Genomic DNA, 20,624 nt, shown 5'->3' on the forward strand with positions numbered 1-20,624 from the left:
GGGTACGACAGTGGCTACTTCTCGGTAACTCCGGCCGAGTCGAACGTCGCGACCTCGTGCATCGCGCGGGCCGCGCTCTGGACCAGCGGGAGGGCCAGCAGGGCGCCGGTGCCCTCGCCGAGACGGAGGTCCAGGTCGACCAGCGGGCGCAGGCCCAGCTTGTTGAGGGCCGCCACATGGCCGGGCTCCGCGCTGCGGTGGCCCGCGATGCACGCCGCCAGGGACTCCGGGGCGATGGCCCGGGCGACCAGGGCCGCGGCGCCTGCGGAGACACCGTCCAGGATCACCGGCGTACGCAGCGAGGCGCCGCCGAGGATGAAGCCGACCATGGCCGCGTGCTCCAGGCCGCCGATCCCGGCGAGGACGCCGATCGGGTCGGCCGGGTCCGGGCTGTGCAGCTCCAGGGCGCGGCGGACCACGTCGACCTTGCGGGCGTGCGTCTCGTCGTTGATGCCGGTGCCGCGGCCGGTGACCTCGGCCGGGTCGACGCCCGTGTAGAGGGAGATCAGGGCGGCCGACACCGTGGTGTTGGCGATGCCCATCTCGCCCGTCAGGAGCGCCTTGTTGCCCGCCGCCACCAGGTCGCGGGCGGTCTCGATGCCGACCTCGACGGCCGCGACGACCTCCTCGCGGGTCATGGCGGGCCCGGTGGTCATGTCGCCGGTACCGGGGCGCACCTTGCGGGGCAGCAGGCCCGGGGTGGCCGGGAGCTCGCCGGCCACGCCGACGTCGATGACGCAGACCTCGGCGCCGACCTGGTTGGCGAACGCGTTGCAGACCGCTCCGCCGCCCAGGAAGTTGGCGACCATCTGGCCGGTGACCTCCTGCGGCCAGGGGGTGACGCCCTGGGCGTGCACCCCGTGGTCGCCCGCGAAGATCGCGACGGCCGCGGGCTCCGGGATCGGCGGCGGGCACTTGCGGGAAAGCCCGCTGAGCTGCGCGGAGATGATCTCCAGCATGCCGAGCGCACCGGCCGGCTTGGTCATCCGCTTCTGCCGCTCCCACGCCTCGCCGAGCGCCTTGGCGTCCAGCGGGCGGATGTTGGCGACGGTCTCCTGGAGCAGGTCGTGCGGGTCCTCGCCGGGCAGCGCGCGACGGCCGTACGTCTCCTCGTGGACCACCCAGGACAGCGGACGGCGCTTGGACCAGCCCGCCTGCATCAGCTCGGGCTCCTCCGGGAACTCGTCCACGTATCCCACGCAGAGGTACGCGACGACCTCCAGGTGCTCCGGCAGGCCGAGCGCGCGGACCATCTCGCGCTCGTCGAAGAAGGAGACCCAGCCGACGCCGAGGCCCTCGGCGCGGGCGGCGAGCCACAGGTTCTCGACGGCGAGCGCCGAGGAGTACGGGGCCATCTGCGGCTGGGTGTAGCGGCCCAGGGTGTGGCGGCCGCCGCGGGTGGGGTCGGCGGTGACCACGATGTTCACCGGGGTGTCGAGGATGGCCTCGATCTTCAGTTCCTTGAACTGCTTGGCCCGGCCCTTGGGCAGCGACTTCGCGTACGCGTCGCGCTGGCGCTGGGCGAGCTCGTGCATGGTGCGACGGGTCTCGGCGGACCGGATGACCACGAAGTCCCAGGGCTGCGAGTGGCCGACGCTGGGGGCGGTGTGGGCCGCCTCCAGGACGCGCAGCAGCACCTCGTGCGGGATCGGGTCGCCGCGGAAGCCGTTGCGGATGTCGCGCCGTTCGCGCATCACGCGCAGTACGGCCTCGCGCTCGGCGTCGGCGTAGCCGGGGGCCGGGGCGCCCGCCTCGGCGAGGGCGTCCTCGTCGTCCGCGTCGGCGGTGCCGACCGGCGCGGCGGCGTCGGCAGGGAGCGGCTCGGCCTGCCCGACGGTCACGGCCGCCGGGACGATCTCCTCGGCTGCGTCCTCGTCGGCTGCGTCGTCCGCGTAGTCCTCGATGATCACGGGAGCGGGTGCGGCCGGCTCCGGCTCGGCCTCGGCGGCCAGGGGCTCGGGCTCGTCCGTGACGCGTACGGGGGCCGGTGCCCCGGGGACGACCGGCTCGGGCTGCGGCTCAGGGACGGACTCGGAGCGGGGTACGGGCACGACCGGCGCCGCGATGGCCACGGCCTGCGGCTCCACCGCGTCCTGCTCCTGAAGCGGGGGCTGGATCTGCTCCCGGACCTCGGCGACGGGCTCGGCGGACGCGGGCACCTCCACGGGCTCCACCGCAATCGGCGCCACGGGCGCGGCGCCCTCGGCGACCGGCTCCGGAGCGGCCGCGGCCACCGCGGCGACGGGCTCGGCAGCCGCGCCGGCCCCCAGCTCCTCCACGACCACGGGGCCCACGGCCACGGGTGCCACCGGCGAGGCGGGCTCGGCGACCGTCTCGGCCACCGGCTGCGGCGCCGCCTCGGCCTGGCCGCCTTCGGCCGGAAGGGGCCGCACCGGCTGGGGGGCCTGCGGCTCCGGCGTCGCGGTGGCGGCCACCGGCTCGGCGGCGGGCACCGGGACGGACTCGGGCGCGGGCGCGGATACGGGCGCGGGCTGCTCGGCGACGACCGGTCCGGCGACCGGCTCCACCGGCGAAGGGGCCAGATGCGGCCCGGTCGGGACCGAGCCCTCCACCGGCACGAACTGGCCGACGGCGGGCGGCTGTACGGCCGCCACCGGCGCCACGGGCAGGACCGGCGGCACCGGCGCCTCGACCGGCGACGGCTGCTCGGCGGCGGCGTGGACGGGCACGGCGGCGGGCGCGCCGACCGGCACGGGCTCCTCCGGGACGACCGTTTCTGCGGCGCTGACCAGGCCGTTCAGTGACTGCTGGGGTTCCGGCTGCGCCAGGGACGGCTGGGACTGGACGGCCTGCGGCCGAGCGGCCTCGGCCGCTACGGGCTCGGGCTGCCGGACCCGCTGCGGCTCGGGCGCGGGCTGCTGCGCCGGAGTCCGCACGGCCTCCTGCGGCGCCACGGACTCCCACGGCGTCGCGCCCTGCGGCGGGAGCTCGCTCAGCCGGGGGCCTGCGGGCGGTACGGCCGTCTCCTCGCGGGGCACGTCCAGGTACTCGGGGCCGGTGGTCGGCGGGCCGGGGGGGCGCGGACTGCGGGTCGATCCAGGCGCCCTGGGCGCCGGGCATCAGCAGGAGGTCGTCGTCGTCCGCGCCGAGCGCCGAACCGTCGGAGGGGTCGAGGAAGGTGTACGCGCCGGGAGCGGGGACGCCCGGCTGCTCCACCATGCCTGCGTCCTCCGGCAGTCCCTCGCCCGGGACCTGGCCGGTGTCAGTCATGCGTACCCCTCGCCCATCTGTAGTGCTTCTTCGGCCTGCGCCCGGGGACCGCCCACGCACGGCGCGCCCCGCACCCGTCAACAAGAACGAGCGGGCACGCCGCGCGGTGCGTACGGCCCGCGAACACACAGCATTCTCGCGGGAGATCGCCGACCTGGCGCCCCGTCTCGGCCACGGAACGTGTGGGGTGCGCCACGTTGCGCTTCCCCGGGATCCGACGTACCGCGACAGGGGCCCAAACCGGTTCCCCATTCCGGACATTGACGAACGTAGCGCCGAACGGCCCGGTGCGGTACAACAGTCGGCCAGCCTACCCCGGACGACACGCCGGAGAGATCACGGGGACCTTTCCCGGCGCCTTCCGGAGAGCAGGAAAGCGACCGAGCGTTCGCGTTCCGACCAGGCGCTCGTGTCCAGCTCCACGGACTGGAGGAGGGCGCACTCCACGTCGTAGCCGCCGGCTTCGAGGGCGGCCCCGATCGCCTCGGCGCCGTCGCGGGTGGCGGCGTGCGCGACGATCCGCTCCGGGCGGCGGTCGGCACAGGCGGAGACGACCTCCGCTCCCCCGCCGCCGACGCGGACGACGTCGGGCTCGGGCAGCGACTCCAGTACGTGCGGGGCGCGGCCCGCCACGACCTGGAGCTGGACGCCGAAGCGGCGGGCGGCGGCCTCGGTGCGGGCGCAGGCGTCCGGGTCGGCGTCGACGGCGATGACGGCGGCCCCGAACCGGGCGGCCTCGGCGGCCAGCGCCCCGCTGCCGCAGCCGATGTCCCAGACGAGGTCGCCGGTGCGCGGCCCGAGCCGGGCCAGCTGGGCGCCGCGCAGACCGGCGGACTCGCCCGGGCCGAGCCCGTCCCCGTACTCGTACGCGGGCAGCGCCCAGCCGCGCACCTGCTGCGGGTGGGCGGGATCGCGGCCGGCGATCCAGCCCGCGCCGGGTGCCGCGCTCTGGCCGCCGCCGATCACTATGACCAGGTTGGGGTCGCGCCAGGCGTGGTCGGCGACCTTGTCGGAGGTGAGGACGGTGACCTGTTCGCGCTCGCTGCCGAGCTCCTCGCAGATGACGAAGGTGCGGTGGACGCCTTCGAGGAGCAGGGCGAGCTCGGCGGGCCCGGCGCCCGGCGAGGTGAGGACGGCGACCTTGGTGTGCGCCCGGCACACGTTGACGGCCCGGCGCAGGGTGCGGCGGTGGGCCACGACGACCTGGGCGTCGTCCCAGGGCATCCCGGCCCGGGCGAACGCGGCGGCCACGGCCGAGACGGCGGGCACCACTTCGACTTCCAGGCCGTGCTCGGGGGCGCGCAGGGTGCGCACGACGCCGAAGAAGCCGGGGTCCCCGTCGGCCAGGACGACCGCGCTGCCCCGGTGGCCCGCGATGCGGCGGGCGGCGAGGTCGACGCTGCCGAGCCGGATCCGCTCGGCGCGCGGGGGCACCTCGGGCAGCGCCAGATGGTGGGCGGCGCCGGCCACCAGGGTGGCGGCGGACAGCGCGGACCTGGCCGCCGGGGTGAGCGGCGAGCCGTCCCAGCCGATCACCGTGACGCGGTCGGCCATCGTCGTCAGTCTCCTGGAGTTGTCGCAGGTCGGGGCGGCCCCGGCGGGCCCGGCCAGGGTGAGGGTACCTGGTGCGGCGCGGGTGCGGTCGGGCGAGCGGGGGCGGGGCCGGGTCAGTTCCAGTCGGCGAAGGAGGCGTATCCGGCGTCCGCGAGCTGGTCGGCGACGCCGTCCAGGTCCTCGGGGAGCAGACTCCACACGATCAGGTCGGTGCGGATGTCCGTCCAGCCGCCGTCCTCCGTCTGCGTCCGCGCTATCCAGGCGTTGCGCAGCACGCCCTCGCTGATGCAGCCGATCTTCTGGGCGACCTGCTGGGAGGCGGTGTTGTCGGCGGCGGTGCGCAGCTCGATGCGCTCGAAGCGCTGGTCCCGGAAGAGCCACTGCGCGGCGGCGAGCACCGCCTCGGTGGCATAGCCCTCACCGCGCGCCCAGGGGGCGATGACATAGCCGGCCTCGGTGGCCAGGGTGCGCCAGTTGGTGTTCTGCAGATGGACGACGCCGACGAGCCGCTGGGTGAGGAACTCGGTGACGGCGAAGACGATGCCGCGTCCCGAGGTGCGCTCGGCGGGTGCGTGCAGCCGCACGAACTCCAGGGCGTCGCGGGCCGTGTAGGGGTGCGGCACGGAGGTCCAGGCGATGACGTTCTCGTCGTTCATCATCTCGATGTGCGCCGGGATGTCGTCCTCGTCGAAGGCGCGCAGCACCAGCCGGTCGGTGCTGATGGAGATGTCCGGGAACACCGGGGTCGGGGTAGTCATGTGCCGCTCCATGCCGGGGGACGGTCGTCAGGCCGTAAAGGCACAGCATGCAGCATCGGTACGGGGATGCGCATGGCCGGGGGCGGCCCGCGAGGTGGGCGGGCGCGCCGGGGCCCCGCGCACCGAGCGGTGTGCGGGGCCCCGGGGTGGTGACGGGAACTGACCGTCAGGGGTCAGGACTTGACGGCACCGAAGGCCGGGACGACCGAGCCCTGGTACTTGTCCTGGATGAACTTCTTGACCTCGTCGGAGTTGAGCAGCTTGGCCAGCTTCTGGATCCGCGGGTCGGCCTCGTTGCCCTTCTTGACGGCGAGGAAGTTGGCGTACGGGTTGCCGTCCGACTTCTCCAGGACGAGGGCGTCCTTGGCCGGGCTGAGCTTGGCCTCGATGGCGTAGTTGCCGTTGATGACCGCGGCGTCGACGTCGTTCAGGGCGCGGGGCAGCGTGGCGGCCTCGATCTCCTTGAACTTCAGGCCCTTGCTGTCCTTGATGTCGGAGAGCTTGGCGGAGGTGCCGACGCCGTCCTTGAGGGTGATCAGGCCGTTGCCCGCGAGCAGCTGGAGCGCGCGGCCCTCGTTGGTGGTGTCGTTGGGTACCGCGACGGTCTGGCCGGAGGCGATGTCCTTCACGGACTTGACCTTCTTGGAGTAGAGGCCGAGCGGCTCCAGCTCCACGTTCACGACGGGGACGATCGTCGTGTGGTTCTTCTTGTTGAAGTCGTCGAGGTAGGGCTTGTGCTGGAAGAAGTTGGCGTCGACCTGGCCCTGCTGGGTGGCGGTGTTCGGCAGCACGTAGTCCGTGAACTCCTTCACCTCCAGCTTGAGTCCGGCCTTCTCCGCCAGGTTCTTCTTGACGAAGTCGAGGATGTCGGCGTGCGGGGTCGGGGACGCCGCGACGACGAGCGCCTTGGTGGGGTCGGCCGAAGCGCCCTTGGCGGACGACGACTTCGGGTCGGAGGACGTGCCGCAGGCGGTGAGGCCGAGGGCGAGCGCGGCGGTGGCGGCGGCAGCAGCGGTGAGCTTGATGTTCTTACGCACGAAAAGTGCCTCTTTCTGGTGGTGCGGTGGTCGCCCGGACAAGGAGTGCGGGCTCTGCTGGAGAGGAAGTCAGGAGGTGCGGCCCCGGCGGGCCAGCAGGCGTACGGCGCCGTCGCCGATCAGCTGGACCACGGTGACGATGGCGATGAGCACACCGACGGTGATGAGCATGAACGGGGTCTCGAAGCGCTGGAAGCCGTAGGTGATGGCCTTGGAGCCGAGGCCCTCGCCGCCGACCGCGCCGGCCATCGCCGAGTAGCTGACCAGCGTGATGACGGTGGTGGTGAGCCCGGCGATCAGCGAGGGCAGGGCCTGCGGGAGCAGCACCTTGCCGACGATGGTCGGGATGGAGCCGCCCATCGACTGGACGGCCTCGACCAGACCGTGGTCGACCTCGCGGATCGCGGTCTCCACGAGCCGGGCGAAGAAGGGGATGGCACCGACGGCGAGCGGCACGATCATCGCGGTGGGGCCGATGAAGGTGCCGACCACCCAGGTGGTGAAGGGGATCAGCGCGATCAGCAGGATGATGAACGGCATCGAGCGGCCGATGTTCACGATCACGCCGATGACCTTGTTCACCGGGCGGTTCTGGAGCAGCCCGCCCTTGTCGGTGAGGACGAGCAGCACACCCAGCGGCAGTCCGCCCGCGACGGTGACCAGGCTGGACCAGAGCACCATGTAGAGGGTGTCGATGGTTCCCTGGGACAGCAGCGGCTGCATCTCGGACCAGCTCACTTGGCACCTTCCTTGACCGGAGCGGCGGCCTGCGCCTGCGCCGGGACGGCTGCTTCGGCGTCGGCGAATCCTGCGGCGTCCGCGGCGTCTTCGGACTCGACCACGTCGACCTGGAGGCCCTGCTCGCGCAGGAAGCCGACCGGGACGACGTTCTCCTCGTACCGTCCGGGCAGCTCGATGCGCATCCGGCCGATCTGCCGGCCGCCGACGGTGTCCATCGCGGCGCCGAGGATCGAGATGTCGATGTTGTACGTGCGCGACAGCTGCGAGATGACCGGCTGGGTCGCGGCCTCGCCGTGGAAGGTGACGTCGATGACGGTCCGCTCGGGGCCGGTGGCCTCGCCGGTCACCGGGAACAGCTCGGCGGCGAGCTCGGAGCCCGGGGTGGCGAGGAGTTCGCCGACGGTGCCGGACTCCACGATCCGCCCGCGCTTCATCAGCGCGGCCGAGTCGCAGACCGTCTTGACGACGTCCATCTCGTGGGTGATGAGCAGGACGGTGAGGCCGAGCTGCTGGTTGAGGTCGCGCAGCAGCTGGAGGATCGAGCGGGTCGTCTCGGGGTCGAGCGCGCTGGTCGCCTCGTCGGAGAGCAGCACCTTGGGGTCGCCGGCCAGGGCGCGGGCGATGCCGACGCGCTGCTTCTGGCCGCCGGAGAGCTGCGAGGGGTACGCCTTGGCCTTGTCGGCGAGGCCGACCAGGTCGAGGAGTTCGAGGGCCTTGCGGGAGCGCTCCTTGCCGGAGACGCCGAGGATCTCCAGCGGCAGCTCGATGTTGGCCTGCACGGTGCGCGCGGAGAGCAGGTTGAAGTGCTGGAAGACCATGCCGATGCGGCTGCGCGCCTGGCGCAGCTCCTTGCCGGCGCGGCGGCCGCGGCCGGCGAGCGCGGTGAGGTCGACGCCGTCGACGGTCACCGTGCCGGTGGTCGGCCGCTCCAGGAGGTTGACGCAGCGGATGAGGGAGGACTTGCCGGCGCCGCTCTGGCCGATGACGCCGAAGACCTCGCCCTCGCGGACATGGAGGTCTACGCCGTCCAGGGCGGTGACCTCACGGCCGCGCGACTGGTAGACCTTGGTGAGGCCCGTAGTGGTGATCACAGGATTTCCGTCACTGTCGAGTGCGCGGCGCGGTGTCCGCCGGGCACGGTGCATTCGTGTTCGGGACGCGTCACAGCCACATCGGTGGTAACCGGGAGGCATGGCGTGCGCGGGCATGGCTCATGGGTCTCGCTTCGGGGCGCGAGGCTCAGGCGGGGGCCCTCAGAAGGCGCACATTCGACACATACAACGAGCACCGGGCGTGTTCATCGCCTCGGTCGCAAGGGTGCGGCTGCTCGTCGTGGTCATGCATGAAGTAAAGCAGAAGGAGCGAAGAGCGGATCAATGCTGTCCGGATTCCGGACAGCATTGGCCCGCGATACGGACACCCCTGGGGCGGCCCGGGAGCGGCGACGACACCCCGGGGCAACCGCTCCTCCCCCGTCTGGCCTGGGCCGATACGGCGGTCACCGACCGTCCTGCGGCAGTGGCCGCCATCCGCCGGGCGACGCCGTCCTGTGGTCAAGGCCACGGTGGCCGGATCGCGTCCGTCCGTCCCGCCCGGGGCGGGCGCATCGGGCGCTTCGGGCCGTAATACGCTCGTTCTCATGCTTGACGCCCTGACGGTCGCGGTCGCCGCCGCCGCGCTCGCCCTCGCCGCCTGGTGCGGCTTCGCCGCCTACCGGGACCAGCCCACCAAGGACTGGCACTTCATCGGCATGGCCGTGGTCTCCGTGCTGGCCCTGGCGCAGCTGGTGGTCGGCATCGTGCAGCTGGGGCGCGGCGAGCGGCCCGACCAGGGCATGGCGATCTTCCTCGCCTATCTGGTCGGATCCTTCGCGGCGATCCCGGCGGCGGGCCTGCTCTCGCTGAGCGAGCGGACCAAGTGGGGCTCGGTGACGGTCTCGGCCGGCGCGGTGGTGCTCGCGGTGCTCGAAGTGCGTCTCTACGACATCTGGGGAGGGTGACCGTGGCCGAGTCCACCACCGGGTCCACCGGACGGAACGCGTCCGACGGCAAGCGGCTGGGCAGCGGCCCCGGCCGCGTACTGGTCTGGTTCTACGGGGTGTTCACCGTCGCCGCCGCCTCCCGCTCGATCGTCCAGATGATCCAGGACTTCGGCAAGGCGCCGCTGGCGTACGTCCTGTCGGCGGTCGCGGCCGTGGTCTACGGGTTCATCACGTTCTCGCTGGTGCGCGGCGGCGAGCGGCTGCGGCGCACGGCGCTGGTGTGCTGCGCCGCCGAGCTGGTCTTCGTCCTGACCGTGGGCACCTGGACGCTCGCGGACAAGTCCGCGTTCCCCGATGCCACGGTCTGGTCGGACTACGGCTACGGCTACCTCTTCATCCCGGTGATCCTCCCGGTGCTCGGCATCCTGTGGCTGCGCCGGAACAGGGACCCGAAGCCCGCCTAGGCGCTGGCGACGAACTGCCGGGCCGCCGCGTCCTTCTCCAGGGTGACCAGCGTCAGCTCGGGGCCGATCGCCTCGGTGGAGACCGGCGCGTAGCCGTGCCTGCGGTACAGCCGCAGGTTGGACTCGCTGCGGTGGCCGGTGAAGAGCCGGAACCGCTTGGCCGACAGCCGGCCGGCGAAGTGCTCCTCTATGGCGCTCAGCAGCCGGCTCCCCAGGCCGTGCCCCTGCATCCTCGGATGCACGATCAGCTTGTCGATCCGGCCGGTCCCCGAGGCGTCCACGCTGCCTCTGACCGAGGCGACGACTTCGTCGCCCAGCCGCGCCACCAGCGCGTATCCACCGCCGAGCTCGCTGCGCAGGCCGTCGAGGGTCTGGGTGAGCGGCTCGATGGAGTAGTCGCCGTAGAGCTCGGCCTCGCTCTGGTAGCAGAGGTACTGAAGCTTGAGGATCTGCTCGCAGTCGCCTTCACGCGCCGCCGAGATGGTCACGCTCATGCCCATGTGTGCATGCCTTCCGCTCACCTGTCCGCCGGTTGTCTAACGCTCCATTCCCCGCAGGCCAGGAGCCGCAACCTCCGCCGCGAGCATTCTGCGCAGGCATCCCAGGCAACGGGAACGCATCGGCCCCAGACTCCCCTGTGAGATATCCAACTCCCCTGCGATTTCTCGGTATGTGGGGTCGCTGGGCGAGAGAAGTGCGGTCAGCAGACGCGGACAGTTCCCCGGAGTCCTGGCCACGGCTGTACGCAGAGCACGGCTCAGCTCCTCACTCAGAACCGTGCGTTCCGGGCCTGATTCCGGGTCGGCGGCCGGTTCCGCGGCGAACGGCAGCTCGCGCCGCGCCCGTCGGCGGGCCCGTCTGACTTCCGCCCGAACGGCCCAACGCACCCAGGGCACGGGGTCCGCCGGACGGATTTCGAGCAGCCGCACCCAGACGTCCTGTTCGAGGTCGGCGGGGTCTACTCCGGCGCCCGGCGCCTCCGCAGCGGCCTCGGCGGCCAGCAGCGGGCTCAGCTCTTTGACGAGGTCCATGCCGGGCGGGACGCGACCGCCGCCCAGGACGGTTTCGACGGCGGCCGCATCTCACCCGTACGTGAAGTTCCGTATACGGGACTACCAGGTCGCGGGGACTACTTGCCGGCCCGGAAGTCGGCCGCCGCGAGCAGCGCCGTGTCCGCGTTGTCGGAGAAGACCGCGTCGATGCCGGTCGAGAAGTACGTCTTGAACGCCCCGAACGCGTCGCCGTACGCGGTGGGGTCGGTGCCGCGCCGGAAGTCGGCGGGCAGGAAGGTGTTCTCGTCGCGCATCGTGTACGGGTGCAGCACGAGCCCGTGCGCGTGGGCGTCCTTGACCAGCGTGGTCGGCTTGGTCAGCCGGCCCGCCGCGTCCTTGGGGATGATCAGGTCCAGGGTGGGGCCGATGCCCTGCGCGTAGGAGGCGATCCACTTCAGGCCCTCGGGCTTGACCAGGTCGTCGGTGGTCCGCGGGTCGCCGCTCGCCACGAAGTCCCACGGCCGGGTGCCGGTGCCGGACAGCAGGACCACCGACGGGGTGTCGACCAGCCGGCTCAGCCGCTGGATGCTGCTCGGCTCGAACGACTGGAGGAACTGCGGGGAGTCGGCGCGGTGGCGGCCGTAGCGGCGCAGCAGCTTGGCGACCCGGTCCTCCAGGGGCAGACCGATGCCCCGGAAGTACGTGGGGTGCTTGGTCTCGGTGTGCAGCCAGACGCGGCGGCCCAGACGGCGGCCCTCGCGCTCGGCCCACTGGAGGACCTCCTCGAACGTGGGCACGTCCCAGCGGCCGTCGTAGAGCGTGTTGCGCTGCCGCACGGCGGGCAGCCGCTCCTTGGCCCGCAGGGTCTTCAGCTCGGCGAGCGTGAAGTCCTCGGTGAACCAGCCGGTGACGGCGGTGCCGTCGATGGTCTTGGTGGCCTTGCGCCCGGCGAACTCACGGCGGTCGGCGACATCGGTGGTGGCGGTGATGTCGTTCTCGTGGCGGCAGACCAGGTGCCCGTCCTTGGTGGGGACGAGGTCCTGCTCGATGACGTGGGCGCCGAGGTCCAGGGCGTGCTGGTAGGAGCCGAGGGTGTGCTCGGGCCGGTAGCCGGCGGTGCCGCGGTGCCCGATCACGTACGGGACCGGCCCCTGCCGGGTCTGCGCGCTCGCGGTCGCGGCGGGCAGCCCGGCGGCCGCCGTGCCCAGAACCGCCGCGCCGAGCACGGTGCGCCGCCCGGGGCTCATCCGCTCACCCTGTGTCATGAACGCTCCTTGTGAAGTGGTGTGTGCCGCGTCTGGGGCCTGTCCAGCACCTGTCAACGCGAGGTGACGAGCGTAGGCGGACCCCCCTTAAGGAGGGGAGCCCCCGCGGCCAAGGGGAGGGGAACGTGGCGCGAACACGCGTCAACATCGCGTATCCACTCCATGAACCCGATGTGCGATCAGACGCGGCCCGCGAGTATCGTCCTCACCTGCGCGGACCTCACTTCCGTGCGGACCCGCCCACGACACCGGAGGAAGCGTTGTCCCGACTCGCGCTCATCAAGGCAGTGCTCGGACCGATCATGCGCCTGATGTTCCGTCCGCAGGTGGAGGGCGTCGAGAACATTCCGGGGACGGGTCCGGTCATCCTCGCGGGCAACCATCTGACGTTCATCGACTCGATGATCATGCCGGTGTGCCTGGACCGTCCGGTGTACTTCATCGGCAAGGACGAGTACGTCACGGGCAAGGGTCTCAAGGGCCGGCTGATGGCCTGGTTCTTCAGCGGCGTCGGCATGATCCCGGTCAACCGCGACGGCGGCCACGGCGGTGTCGCGGCGCTGATGACGGGACGTCAGGTGCTGGAGGAGGGCAAGGTGTTCAGCATCTACCCCGAGGGCACCCGCTCCCCCGACGGCCGGCTGTACCGGGGCCGCACCGGCATCGCGCGGCTGACCCTGATGACCGGCGCGCCGGTCGTGCCGTTCGCGATGATCGGCACGGACAAGATCCAGCCGAGCGGGGCGGGGCTGCCGCGGCCCGGCAAGGTGACGGTCCGCTTCGGCGAGCCGATGGAGTTCTCGCGGTACGAGGGCATGGACCGGGACCGCTATGTGCTGCGGGCCGTCACGGACTCGGTGATGGCGGAGGTCATGCGGCTGTCCGGGCAGGAGTACGTCGACATGTACGCCACGAAGGCGAAGGCGGCGTAGCCGCCGGTTTTCGGGTTCTGGCTTTTGGGGGCGCGGGGGACTGCGCGCTCAGCCACGCACGGTCCGCAGGCGAAGACGTCGCTCTTCGGGTGCGGACCGTCTGTGGTTGCTCGCGCAGTTCCCCGCGCCCCTAGGGGTCCGAGGCGGAGCCGCACGCAGAGCTACGGGTGCTCCAGGCCCTCCTCCAGTTTCTGGCCCCGCAGCAGGAACCACGCGGCCACCGCCGTCGCGAACAGCACCGCGCTGCCGACCGCCGCCGCCGTCTGGAAGCCGTCGGTGAAGGCGTCCCGGGCGGCGGACAGCATCGGGGCCGCCTGCTCGGCGGGAAGCCGCGCCGCCACCTCCACCGCGCCGCCGAGCGAGTCGTGGGCCTCGTCGGCCACCCCCGCGGGGAGATCCGCCGGGGCCGTGAAGCCGCGGTAGATACCCGTCACCACGGAGCCGAGCAGCGCGATGCCCAGCGCCGCGCCCAGCTCGTACGCCGTCTCGGAGACCGCCGACGCCGCCCCCGCCTGCTCCTTCGGCACGCTGGAGAGGATCACGTCGGCGGTGACCGTGAAGGCGAGTCCGGCGCCGAGACCGCCCACGAACAGGGCGATGCCGAGGGGCAGGACCCCTGTGTCGGCCGTTATCGCCATACAGGCCGCGAGAGCCGCGCCCACCGCCGCGAGACCCACCGCGACCGCGCTGCGCACCGAGGCCCGGCGGGCCACGTAGCCCGCCGCGAGCCCGGCGCCCACCGCGCCCACGGCTGCGGGAAGTTCGATCAGACCGGCCTCCAACGGCGAGCGCACCTGGACCAGTTGAAGGAACTGGGAGAGGAAGAAGACCAGGCCGGAAAGGCCCAGGATCGTCAGCAGATCGGCCAGGACCGCGCCGGAGAAGCCTCGGTGGTGGAAGAGCCGGATGTCGAGCAGCGGCGATTCGAGGGTGAGCTGGCGGCGTACGAACCAGACCAGGGCCAGTACGCCCACCGCCGCCACCGCCGCGATCTCCAGGCCGAAGCCGTTGACCGCCGCCTCCTTCACCGCGTACACGATCGCGACCATGCCGACCAGTGAGAGCAGCACGCTGATGAGGTCCCAGGGGCCAGGGTCGGGGTCACGCGACTCGGGCAGCAGCTTGATGCCGACGAGCACGAGCACGGCCATCACGGGCAGGTTGATCAGGAAGACCGAGCCCCACCAGAAGTTCTCCAGGAGGAAGCCGCCGACGACCGGTCCGACGGCGGCGCCCGCCGAGGCCGCCGCGCCCCAGATGCCGACGGCCAGGCTGCGCTCACGGGGGTCGTGGAAGATGTTCCGGATCAGCGCCAGGGTGGACGGCATCAGGGTCGCGCCCGCCACACCGAGCAGCGCCCGCGCCGCGATCATCATCTCCGGGCTGGTCGCGTACGCGTTGAGCACCGAGACCGCGCCGAAGGCCACCGCGCCGCACAGCAGCAGCCGCTTGCGGCCGATGCGGTCGCCGAGGCTGCCCATCGAGACGAGCAGGCCCGCGATGACGAACGAGTAGACGTCGCCGATCCAGAGCAGCTGCGGCCCCGACGGCTTCAGGTCCTCGCTCAGGAACGGGGTGGCCAGGCCGAGCACGGTCGCGTCGACGGCGACGAGGAGCACGGCCAGGACGAGCACGGCCAGGGCCAGCCAGCGGCCGGGATGGCGCACCTCGTGGTCCGGCTCGGCCCGCCGATCGGTACTGGTCATTTCTCCACGCTCCGTCGCGCTCCGCCGAGCAGCAACTCGACGATCATGTACTGGAAGTCATTGGCGGCGACCCGGCCGACCTGGACGGCCCAGGCGCAGGTGCCGATCAGGCCGTACAGGGCCTCGGTGAGCCACGCGGGGGTGAGGTCGATACGGAAATCGCCCTGCTCCTGGCCGCGCCGGAAGAGCGCGGAGACACGTGCGTCCAGCCGGGCCCAGCCCTCGTTCATCCGGTCGCCCTCGAAGAGCTGGTTCTCGGTGACCAGGAAGGCGAGCAGCCCCGCCGCCGGCTCCACCTCGGCGATCAGCCGGCGCAGCGCGTCGGGGGCGGGACCCTCGTCGAGCCGGGCCGCGTCCAGGGCGGATTCGAACTGCTCGATGCCGAAGTTCTCCAGCGCCCTGACCAGCGCGTCACGCCCGGCGAAGTGGCGGTGCAGGGTGGCGCGCCCGATACCGGCGGCGCGGGCCACCTCGTCCATCGTCGCGGTCGCTTTGCGGGAGAGCAGGGCGGCTGCCGTACGCAGCACCTGGTCGCGGTCCACAGTCATGAGACGACCATAGCCCGAATGAGACGTCACCGTCTCATTCGAAAGCCTGTCGACTCGCGACTCGTGGATCACTAGCCTGGCGGACGGCCCGTCAACGCCCTCGGAAGGAACCCGAAGTGACCGACAACCGTGTGCCGCCGCCCCTGCTCGCCGGTGAGCGCGAGACGCTGCGGGCCTTTCTGGACTACCACCGCGCCACCCTCGCGATGAAGTGCGAGGGCCTGACGGACGAGCAGCTGCGCGCGCACTCCATGCCGCCGTCGACGCTCTCGCTGCTCGGTCTCGTACGGCATATGGCCGAGGTCGAGCGCACCTGGTTCCGCCGGGTCGTGGACGGCGAGGACATCACGCTGGCCTACTCGGACGTGGACGACTACCAGGTGGCGTACGACGCGAGCGGCGCCACCCGCGCGGACGCCTTCGCGCGCTGGCAGGCCGAGGTGGAGCACTCCCGCCGCATCGAGCGCGAGGCCGAGTCGCTGGACACGGTCGTCCATGCCTCCCGGTGGGACACGGACGTCTCGCTGCGGCTCGTGATGGTGCACGTGACCCTGGAGTACGCCCGCCACAACGGCCACGCCGACTTCCTGCGCGAGGGGATAGACGGGACGGTCGGGGCCTAGGGCCTGGCCGGCCGACAGGCCCTGGCCCGGACACGGTGAAGGGCCGGACCATCCGATCGGACGGTCCGGCCCTTCACCTGAGCACGTTCGCCTCAGCGGCTCGCGCGCAGCCGCCGGCGTCGGCGCAGCACCACGATCGGGGCAGCGCCGAGCAGACCGAGCGCGGCGGGCGCCGCCGAGGCGGCCGTGCCGATGCCCGGCTGGCTGAAGGTGCTCGGCACCGGGAGCGTGTCCCAGCGGTTGAGCGGCCAGGCGATGACGAGCGCGCGGCCCACGACCTTGTCGACCGGAACCGAGCCGCCGCCCGGCTGCTCCTGGTGGTAGCGGGAGTCCGCCGAGTTCTGCCGGTGGTCGCCCATCACCCAGAGCCTGCCCTTGGGCACGGTGATCTTGAACTGGCTCTCCGGGTCCGTGCTGCACGGGGTGTTCCCGGCGAAGACGTACGGCTCGTTCAGGGCCTTGCCGTTGACCTTCAGGGGACCCGTTCCCTTGCACTCCACGGTGTCCCCGCCGACCGCGACGACCCGCTTGATCAGGTCCTTCTCCTCGGCCGACGGCATCAGCCCGACGAAGCTGAGCACCTTCTGGACGGCGTTGGGCTGCGGGGTCGGCTCGCCCTGGAGCCAGTTGCCCGGGTCGTGGAAGACGACGACCTCACCGCGCTCCGGCTCGGAGCCGAACCACGGCGTCAGCTTGTCCACCAGGACGCGGTCACCGCGCTGCAGCGTGTTCTGCATCGAGTCCGAGGGGATCGAGAACGCCTGCACCAGAAACGTCTTGATCAGCAGCGCGAGGATCAGCGCGATACCGATGAGGAGTGGCAGCTCCTTCCAGAAGGAGCGCTGCTTGCCGGTCTTCGGTGCGTTCTCGCCGCCGGTCCCGGCCGCCTCGTCGGGCGCCGTTCCCTCGGTCCCCTGGGGCCGGTCGAGCCCCTCGGGTCCCGCGGGGTCCTGCTGGGGCCGCTCGGCCTCCCCGTGTCCTTCTTGCGCGCCGACCGCCACGTCCCCCACGTCCACTCCCTCACCGCCGAAGGGACCATGGTCGCACGAAACGGCTGCCGCTGATCGACATCGGCGGCGCACTCCATCCGTACGGGGCATGCGCGGCGCGCACACCCCGTACCGGTATCTCACTTCTTGGCGGTGGCCCAGCTGTGCTGGACGGCCAGATCGGCCTTGACCTCGGCGAGTTGGACGGCGACGGCGGAGGGAGCGGTGCCGCCGCGGCCGTCGCGGGAGGCGAGGGCGCCGGGCACGTTCAGGACGGTCCGCACCTCGGGCGTCAGATGCCCGGAGATCTCGGCGAACTGCTCGTCGGTGAGCTCGTCGAGCTCGATGCCGTGCGCCTCGCAGACCTTGACGCACTCCCCCGCGACCTCGTGCGCCACCCGGAACGGCACGCCCTGCCTGACCAGCCACTCGGCGATGTCGGTGGCGAGCGAGAAGCCCGCGGGCGCCAGTTCCTCCATGCGCTCCCGGTGGACCGTGAGGGTCGCCATCATCCCGGTGAAAGCGGGCAGCAGCACCTCCAGTTGGTCGCAGGAGTCGAAGACCGGCTCCTTGTCCTCCTGGAGGTCCCGGTTGTACGCGAGCGGCAGCGCCTTCAGCGTCGCCATCAGCCCGGTCAGATTGCCGATGAGGCGGCCGGACTTGCCGCGCGCCAGCTCCGCGATGTCGGGGTTCTTCTTCTGCGGCATGATCGAGGAGCCGGTGGAGAAGGCGTCGTGCAGGGTGACGAAGGAGAACTCCTTCGTGTTCCAGATGATGACCTCCTCGGCGATCCGGGAGAGGTTGACGCCGATCATCGCGGTGATGAAGGCGAACTCCGCCACGAAGTCGCGGGAGGCCGTGCCGTCGATGGAGTTGGCCGCGCTGCCGTGCTCGAAGCCGAGGTCGGCGGCGACCGCCTCCGGGTCGAGGCCGAGGCTGCTGCCCGCGAGCGCGCCCGAGCCGTACGGCGAGACCGCCGTGCGCTCGTCCCACTGCCGCAGCCGCTCGGCGTCCCGGGACAGGGACTGCACATGGGCCAGGACGTGGTGGGCGAAGAGGACCGGCTGGGCGTGCTGGAGGTGGGTGCGGCCGGGCATCGCCACGTCCGGGTGCGCCTCGGCGAGCCCGACGAGGGCGTCCTGGAGCTCGGCGACCAGAGCGCCGATGATCCGGGCGTGGTCGCGCAGGTACATCCGGAAGAGCGTGGCGACCTGGTCGTTGCGGGAGCGGCCGGCGCGCAGCTTGCCGCCGAGGTCGGGGCCCAGGCGCTCCAGCAGGCCGCGCTCCAGGGCGGTGTGCACGTCCTCGTCCGCGACGGTGCCGACGAAGGAGCCGTCGGCGACATCGCCTTCGAGCAGGTCGAGGCCGGCGATCATCCGCTGGAGCTCGTCGGCCGTGAGCAGGCCCGCCTTGTGCAGCACGCGCGCGTGGGCGCGGGAGCCGGCGATGTCGTACGGCGCGAGCCGCCAGTCGAAGTGGACCGACGCGGACAGCTTCGCCAGCGCCTCGGCGGGACCGTCGGCGAAGCGGCCGCCCCAGAGCCGGACGTCACCGTTGTTGCTGCTCACAGCTGCTGCTCCTCACAAGGCCGGATGTGCCGAAGGGTAGATGTGCCGAAGGGTGGATATGCGTCCGCCTCCCCGCCGCGGAGGATCGGGGAGGCGGCACGGACAACGAGTCGTCGTTACGCCAGGTCGCGCCTGGCCGCGATCTTCGAGGAGAGGCCGAAGATCTCGATGAAGCCCTGCGCCTTGGACTGGTCGAAGGTGTCGCCCGAGTCGTAGGTGGCGAGGTTGAAGTCGTACAGGGACTCCTCGGACTTCCGGCCGGTGACGACGGCGCGGCCGCCGTGCAGGGTCATCCGGATGTCGCCGGTGACGTGCTGGTTGGCCTCGTTGATGAAGCCGTCCAGGGCGCGCTTGAGCGGGGAGAACCACAGGCCGTCGTAGACCATCTCGCCCCAGCGCTGCTCGACCTGCCGCTTGTAGCGGGCCAGTTCGCGCTCGACGGTGACGTTCTCCAGCTCCTGGTGGGCGGTGATCAGCGCGATCGCGCCCGGCGCCTCGTACACCTCACGGGACTTGATGCCCACGAGCCGGTCCTCGACCATGTCGATCCGGCCGATGCCCTGGGCGCCGGCCCGCTCGTTGAGCTGCTGGATCGCCTGGAGCACGGTGACGGGCCTGCCGTCGATGGCGACCGGGACGCCCTCCTTGAAGGAGATGACGACCTCGTCGGCCTCGCGCGGCTCGGCCGGGTTCGAGGTGTACTCGTAGATGTCCTCGATCGGCCCGTTCCAGATGTCCTCCAGGAAGCCGGTCTCGACGGCCCGCCCGAAGACGTTCTGGTCGATCGAGTACGGCGACTTCTTGGTGGTGGCGATGGGGAGGTTCTTGGCCTCGCAGAAGGCGATCGCCTTGTCCCGGGTCATCGCGTAGTCACGGACCGGGGCGATGCACTTCAGATCGGGGCCGAGGGCGGCGATACCGGCCTCGAACCGCACCTGGTCGTTGCCCTTGCCGGTGCAGCCGTGGGCGACCGTGGTGGCGCCGTGCTTCTTGGCGGCGGCCACCAGGTGCTTGACGATGGTCGGCCGGGAGAGGGCCGACACCAGCGGGTAGCGGTCCATGTACAGGGCGTTGGCCTTGATCGCCGGGAGGCAGTACTCGTCGGCGAACTCGTCCTTCGCGTCCGCGACCTCGGCCTCGACGGCACCGCAGGCGAGCGCGCGCTTGCGGATGACGTCCAGGTCCTCGCCGCCCTGGCCGACGTCCACGGCAACGGCGATGACCTCGGCGCCCGTCTCCTCGGCGATCCAGCCGATGGCGACGGAGGTGTCCAGACCGCCCGAGTAGGCGAGTACGACGCGCTCGGTCACGGGTTTCTCCTTACGGTGCATTCGGTGATGAGTATAACTATGCAGTGCTCCGTATGTTTTGTCAACGAGAGGTGCGGCGAGAGGGGTGCGGGGCCGTCCGGAGGCGGCGGGGAGCGCGCGGGCCACGCGGCCGGGGTAACGGTTCGGTCCCCTGAGAGGACGTCAGCGGGCGGGCCGCGTACGGTCTCGGGCATGATGCGTACCGCTCTCGCGCTCGGCGCGGCCCTGCTCGCGCTCGCGACCCCGGCCGCCGTGGCGGACTCCTGCCCGTTCCACTCGCCCCACCTGCCCAACCGGATGGCCGACACCGGTGGCGGCACCCAGCTGATCACCGCCGAGGCCGCGTCCACCGGCTCCACCACGGGCACGGTGACCTGGTGGAACAAGCGCGGCCGGCTCTGGGTGACGGCGGGCAGGACCGAGGCCAGGTTCGGCTCCAACGGCCTGGTCGAGGGCACCGCCCGCAAACAGAGCACCAGCACCACTCCGACCGGCCTCTACGACCTGCCGTACGCCTTCGGCACCACGGCGGCGCCCGCCGGGACCCGGTTCTCCTACCGCCGCGCCACGGACAGGTCCTGGTGGTGCGAGGACACCGCCTCGCAGGCGTACAACCGCTGGGTGGAGGGGCTGCCGGCGGACTGCCGCGCGAGCGAGTCCGAGCGGATCACCGCGTTCCCCACGCAGTACGCCCGCGCCCTGGTGGTCGGGTTCAACTACGACCAGCCGGTGCGCGGGCGGGGTGCGGGGATCTTCCTGCACGTCAACGGGAAGGGGGCGACGGCCGGTTGTGTGTCCGTCCCGGCGGACGCGATGGCGCGCATCCTGGCCTGGGCGGACCCGGCCAAGCACCCCCACATCGCGATCGGCACGGCGTCGGGGCCGACGGCCGGCCGGAAATCCGGCCGCCCGCCCCTTCCTGCCG

18 protein-coding genes and 1 pseudogene are annotated in these 20,624 nt (G+C 71.9%); 5 read left to right on the forward strand and 14 right to left on the reverse strand.

What is annotated here, in order from left to right; translation table 11 throughout:
- Window positions 1-14: 14 nt before the first annotated feature.
- The 6 genes from cobT to A8W25_RS04300 all read right to left on the reverse strand — a co-directional run bounded on the left by cobT (window position 15) and on the right by A8W25_RS04300 (window position 8,412).
- Complete coding sequence (gene cobT / locus A8W25_RS04275) at window positions 15-2,999, reverse strand: nicotinate-nucleotide--dimethylbenzimidazole phosphoribosyltransferase (RefSeq protein WP_420708398.1); 2,985 nt, start codon at window positions 2,997-2,999, stop codon at window positions 15-17.
- A 568-nt stretch (window positions 3,000-3,567) separates the two neighbouring features.
- The gene (gene cbiE, locus A8W25_RS04280) at window positions 3,568-4,785 is read right to left on the reverse strand and encodes a precorrin-6y C5,15-methyltransferase (decarboxylating) subunit CbiE (protein WP_067155918.1); all 1,218 of its coding nucleotides are present in this window, start codon (window positions 4,783-4,785) and stop codon (window positions 3,568-3,570) included.
- A 113-nt stretch (window positions 4,786-4,898) separates the two neighbouring features.
- On the reverse strand, window positions 4,899-5,555 hold the full coding sequence (locus tag A8W25_RS04285; RefSeq protein WP_067155927.1) for a GNAT family N-acetyltransferase: 657 nt from the start codon (window positions 5,553-5,555) through the stop codon (window positions 4,899-4,901).
- 161 nt (window positions 5,556-5,716) lie between these two features.
- Window positions 5,717-6,580 carry a MetQ/NlpA family ABC transporter substrate-binding protein gene (locus tag A8W25_RS04290; RefSeq protein ID WP_067155930.1) on the reverse strand — a complete coding sequence of 288 codons (864 nt, stop codon included), beginning with the start codon at window positions 6,578-6,580 and terminating at the stop codon, window positions 5,717-5,719.
- A gap of 69 nt (window positions 6,581-6,649) precedes the next feature.
- Complete coding sequence (locus A8W25_RS04295) at window positions 6,650-7,318, reverse strand: methionine ABC transporter permease (protein WP_067155932.1); 669 nt, start codon at window positions 7,316-7,318, stop codon at window positions 6,650-6,652.
- On the reverse strand, window positions 7,315-8,412 hold the full coding sequence (locus A8W25_RS04300; protein WP_067155935.1) for a methionine ABC transporter ATP-binding protein: 1,098 nt from the start codon (window positions 8,410-8,412) through the stop codon (window positions 7,315-7,317). The genes A8W25_RS04295 and A8W25_RS04300 overlap by 4 nt, the downstream gene beginning before the upstream one ends.
- A 548-nt stretch (window positions 8,413-8,960) precedes the next feature.
- Between A8W25_RS04300 and A8W25_RS04305 the strand changes: the two genes are divergently transcribed.
- A complete protein-coding gene (locus A8W25_RS04305; protein WP_067155938.1) occupies window positions 8,961-9,320 on the forward strand; it encodes a hypothetical protein in 360 nt (119 codons plus the stop codon).
- Window positions 9,317-9,766: a hypothetical protein gene (locus A8W25_RS04310; RefSeq protein ID WP_067155941.1), complete on the forward strand. Its 450-nt coding sequence runs from the start codon at window positions 9,317-9,319 to the stop codon at window positions 9,764-9,766. The genes A8W25_RS04305 and A8W25_RS04310 overlap by 4 nt, the downstream gene beginning before the upstream one ends.
- Here A8W25_RS04310 and A8W25_RS04315 read toward each other — a convergent pair.
- The 3 genes from A8W25_RS04315 to A8W25_RS04320 form a co-directional block, all read right to left on the reverse strand.
- Entirely contained in the window at window positions 9,763-10,266 is a 504-nt protein-coding gene (locus A8W25_RS04315) for a GNAT family N-acetyltransferase (protein WP_067155944.1), read from the reverse strand. The genes A8W25_RS04310 and A8W25_RS04315 overlap by 4 nt on opposite strands.
- Before the next feature lie 36 nt (window positions 10,267-10,302).
- A complete protein-coding gene (locus A8W25_RS34700; protein WP_079125792.1) occupies window positions 10,303-10,797 on the reverse strand; it encodes a sigma-70 family RNA polymerase sigma factor in 495 nt (164 codons plus the stop codon).
- A gap of 98 nt (window positions 10,798-10,895) precedes the next feature.
- Window positions 10,896-12,023: a glycerophosphodiester phosphodiesterase gene (locus A8W25_RS04320; RefSeq protein WP_067155946.1), complete on the reverse strand. Its 1,128-nt coding sequence runs from the start codon at window positions 12,021-12,023 to the stop codon at window positions 10,896-10,898.
- A gap of 260 nt (window positions 12,024-12,283) precedes the next feature.
- On the opposite strand from A8W25_RS04320, the gene A8W25_RS04325 reads away from it, so the two are divergent.
- Entirely contained in the window at window positions 12,284-12,955 is a 672-nt protein-coding gene (locus A8W25_RS04325) for a lysophospholipid acyltransferase family protein (RefSeq protein ID WP_067155949.1), read from the forward strand.
- Between the two features lie 161 nt (window positions 12,956-13,116).
- Here the strand turns inward: A8W25_RS04325 and A8W25_RS04330 are convergent, their stop codons facing one another.
- Both A8W25_RS04330 and A8W25_RS04335 read right to left on the reverse strand, forming a co-directional pair.
- Entirely contained in the window at window positions 13,117-14,661 is a 1,545-nt protein-coding gene (locus A8W25_RS04330; RefSeq protein ID WP_067155952.1) for an MFS transporter, read from the reverse strand.
- The gene (locus tag A8W25_RS04335; RefSeq protein WP_067155955.1) at window positions 14,658-15,209 is read right to left on the reverse strand and encodes a TetR/AcrR family transcriptional regulator; all 552 of its coding nucleotides are present in this window, start codon (window positions 15,207-15,209) and stop codon (window positions 14,658-14,660) included. The genes A8W25_RS04330 and A8W25_RS04335 overlap by 4 nt, the downstream gene beginning before the upstream one ends.
- 116 nt (window positions 15,210-15,325) lie before the next feature.
- On the opposite strand from A8W25_RS04335, the gene A8W25_RS04340 reads away from it, so the two are divergent.
- On the forward strand, window positions 15,326-15,832 hold the full coding sequence (locus A8W25_RS04340) for a DinB family protein (RefSeq protein ID WP_067155958.1): 507 nt from the start codon (window positions 15,326-15,328) through the stop codon (window positions 15,830-15,832).
- Between the two features lie 92 nt (window positions 15,833-15,924).
- On the opposite strand, the gene lepB is transcribed toward A8W25_RS04340, so the two are convergent.
- The 3 genes from lepB to A8W25_RS04355 all read right to left on the reverse strand — a co-directional run bounded on the left by lepB (window position 15,925) and on the right by A8W25_RS04355 (window position 19,699).
- Window positions 15,925-16,842, reverse strand: coding sequence for a signal peptidase I (gene lepB, locus A8W25_RS04345; protein WP_067155960.1), 918 nt, complete (start codon window positions 16,840-16,842; stop codon window positions 15,925-15,927).
- A 119-nt stretch (window positions 16,843-16,961) separates the two neighbouring features.
- Window positions 16,962-18,389 carry an argininosuccinate lyase gene (gene argH, locus A8W25_RS04350; RefSeq protein WP_067155962.1) on the reverse strand — a complete coding sequence of 476 codons (1,428 nt, stop codon included), beginning with the start codon at window positions 18,387-18,389 and terminating at the stop codon, window positions 16,962-16,964.
- A 116-nt stretch (window positions 18,390-18,505) separates the two neighbouring features.
- A complete protein-coding gene (locus A8W25_RS04355; protein ID WP_067155965.1) occupies window positions 18,506-19,699 on the reverse strand; it encodes an argininosuccinate synthase in 1,194 nt (397 codons plus the stop codon).
- Between the two features lie 195 nt (window positions 19,700-19,894).
- Between A8W25_RS04355 and A8W25_RS34705 the strand changes: the two are divergent.
- Window positions 19,895-20,590 (forward strand): annotated as a pseudogene (locus A8W25_RS34705) (L,D-transpeptidase family protein); the annotation flags it as partial.
- Window positions 20,591-20,624 lie beyond the last annotated feature (34 nt).

Source organism: Streptomyces sp. ERV7, assembly GCF_001653515.1.
Classification (GTDB): Bacteria; Actinomycetota; Actinomycetes; order Streptomycetales; family Streptomycetaceae; genus Streptomyces.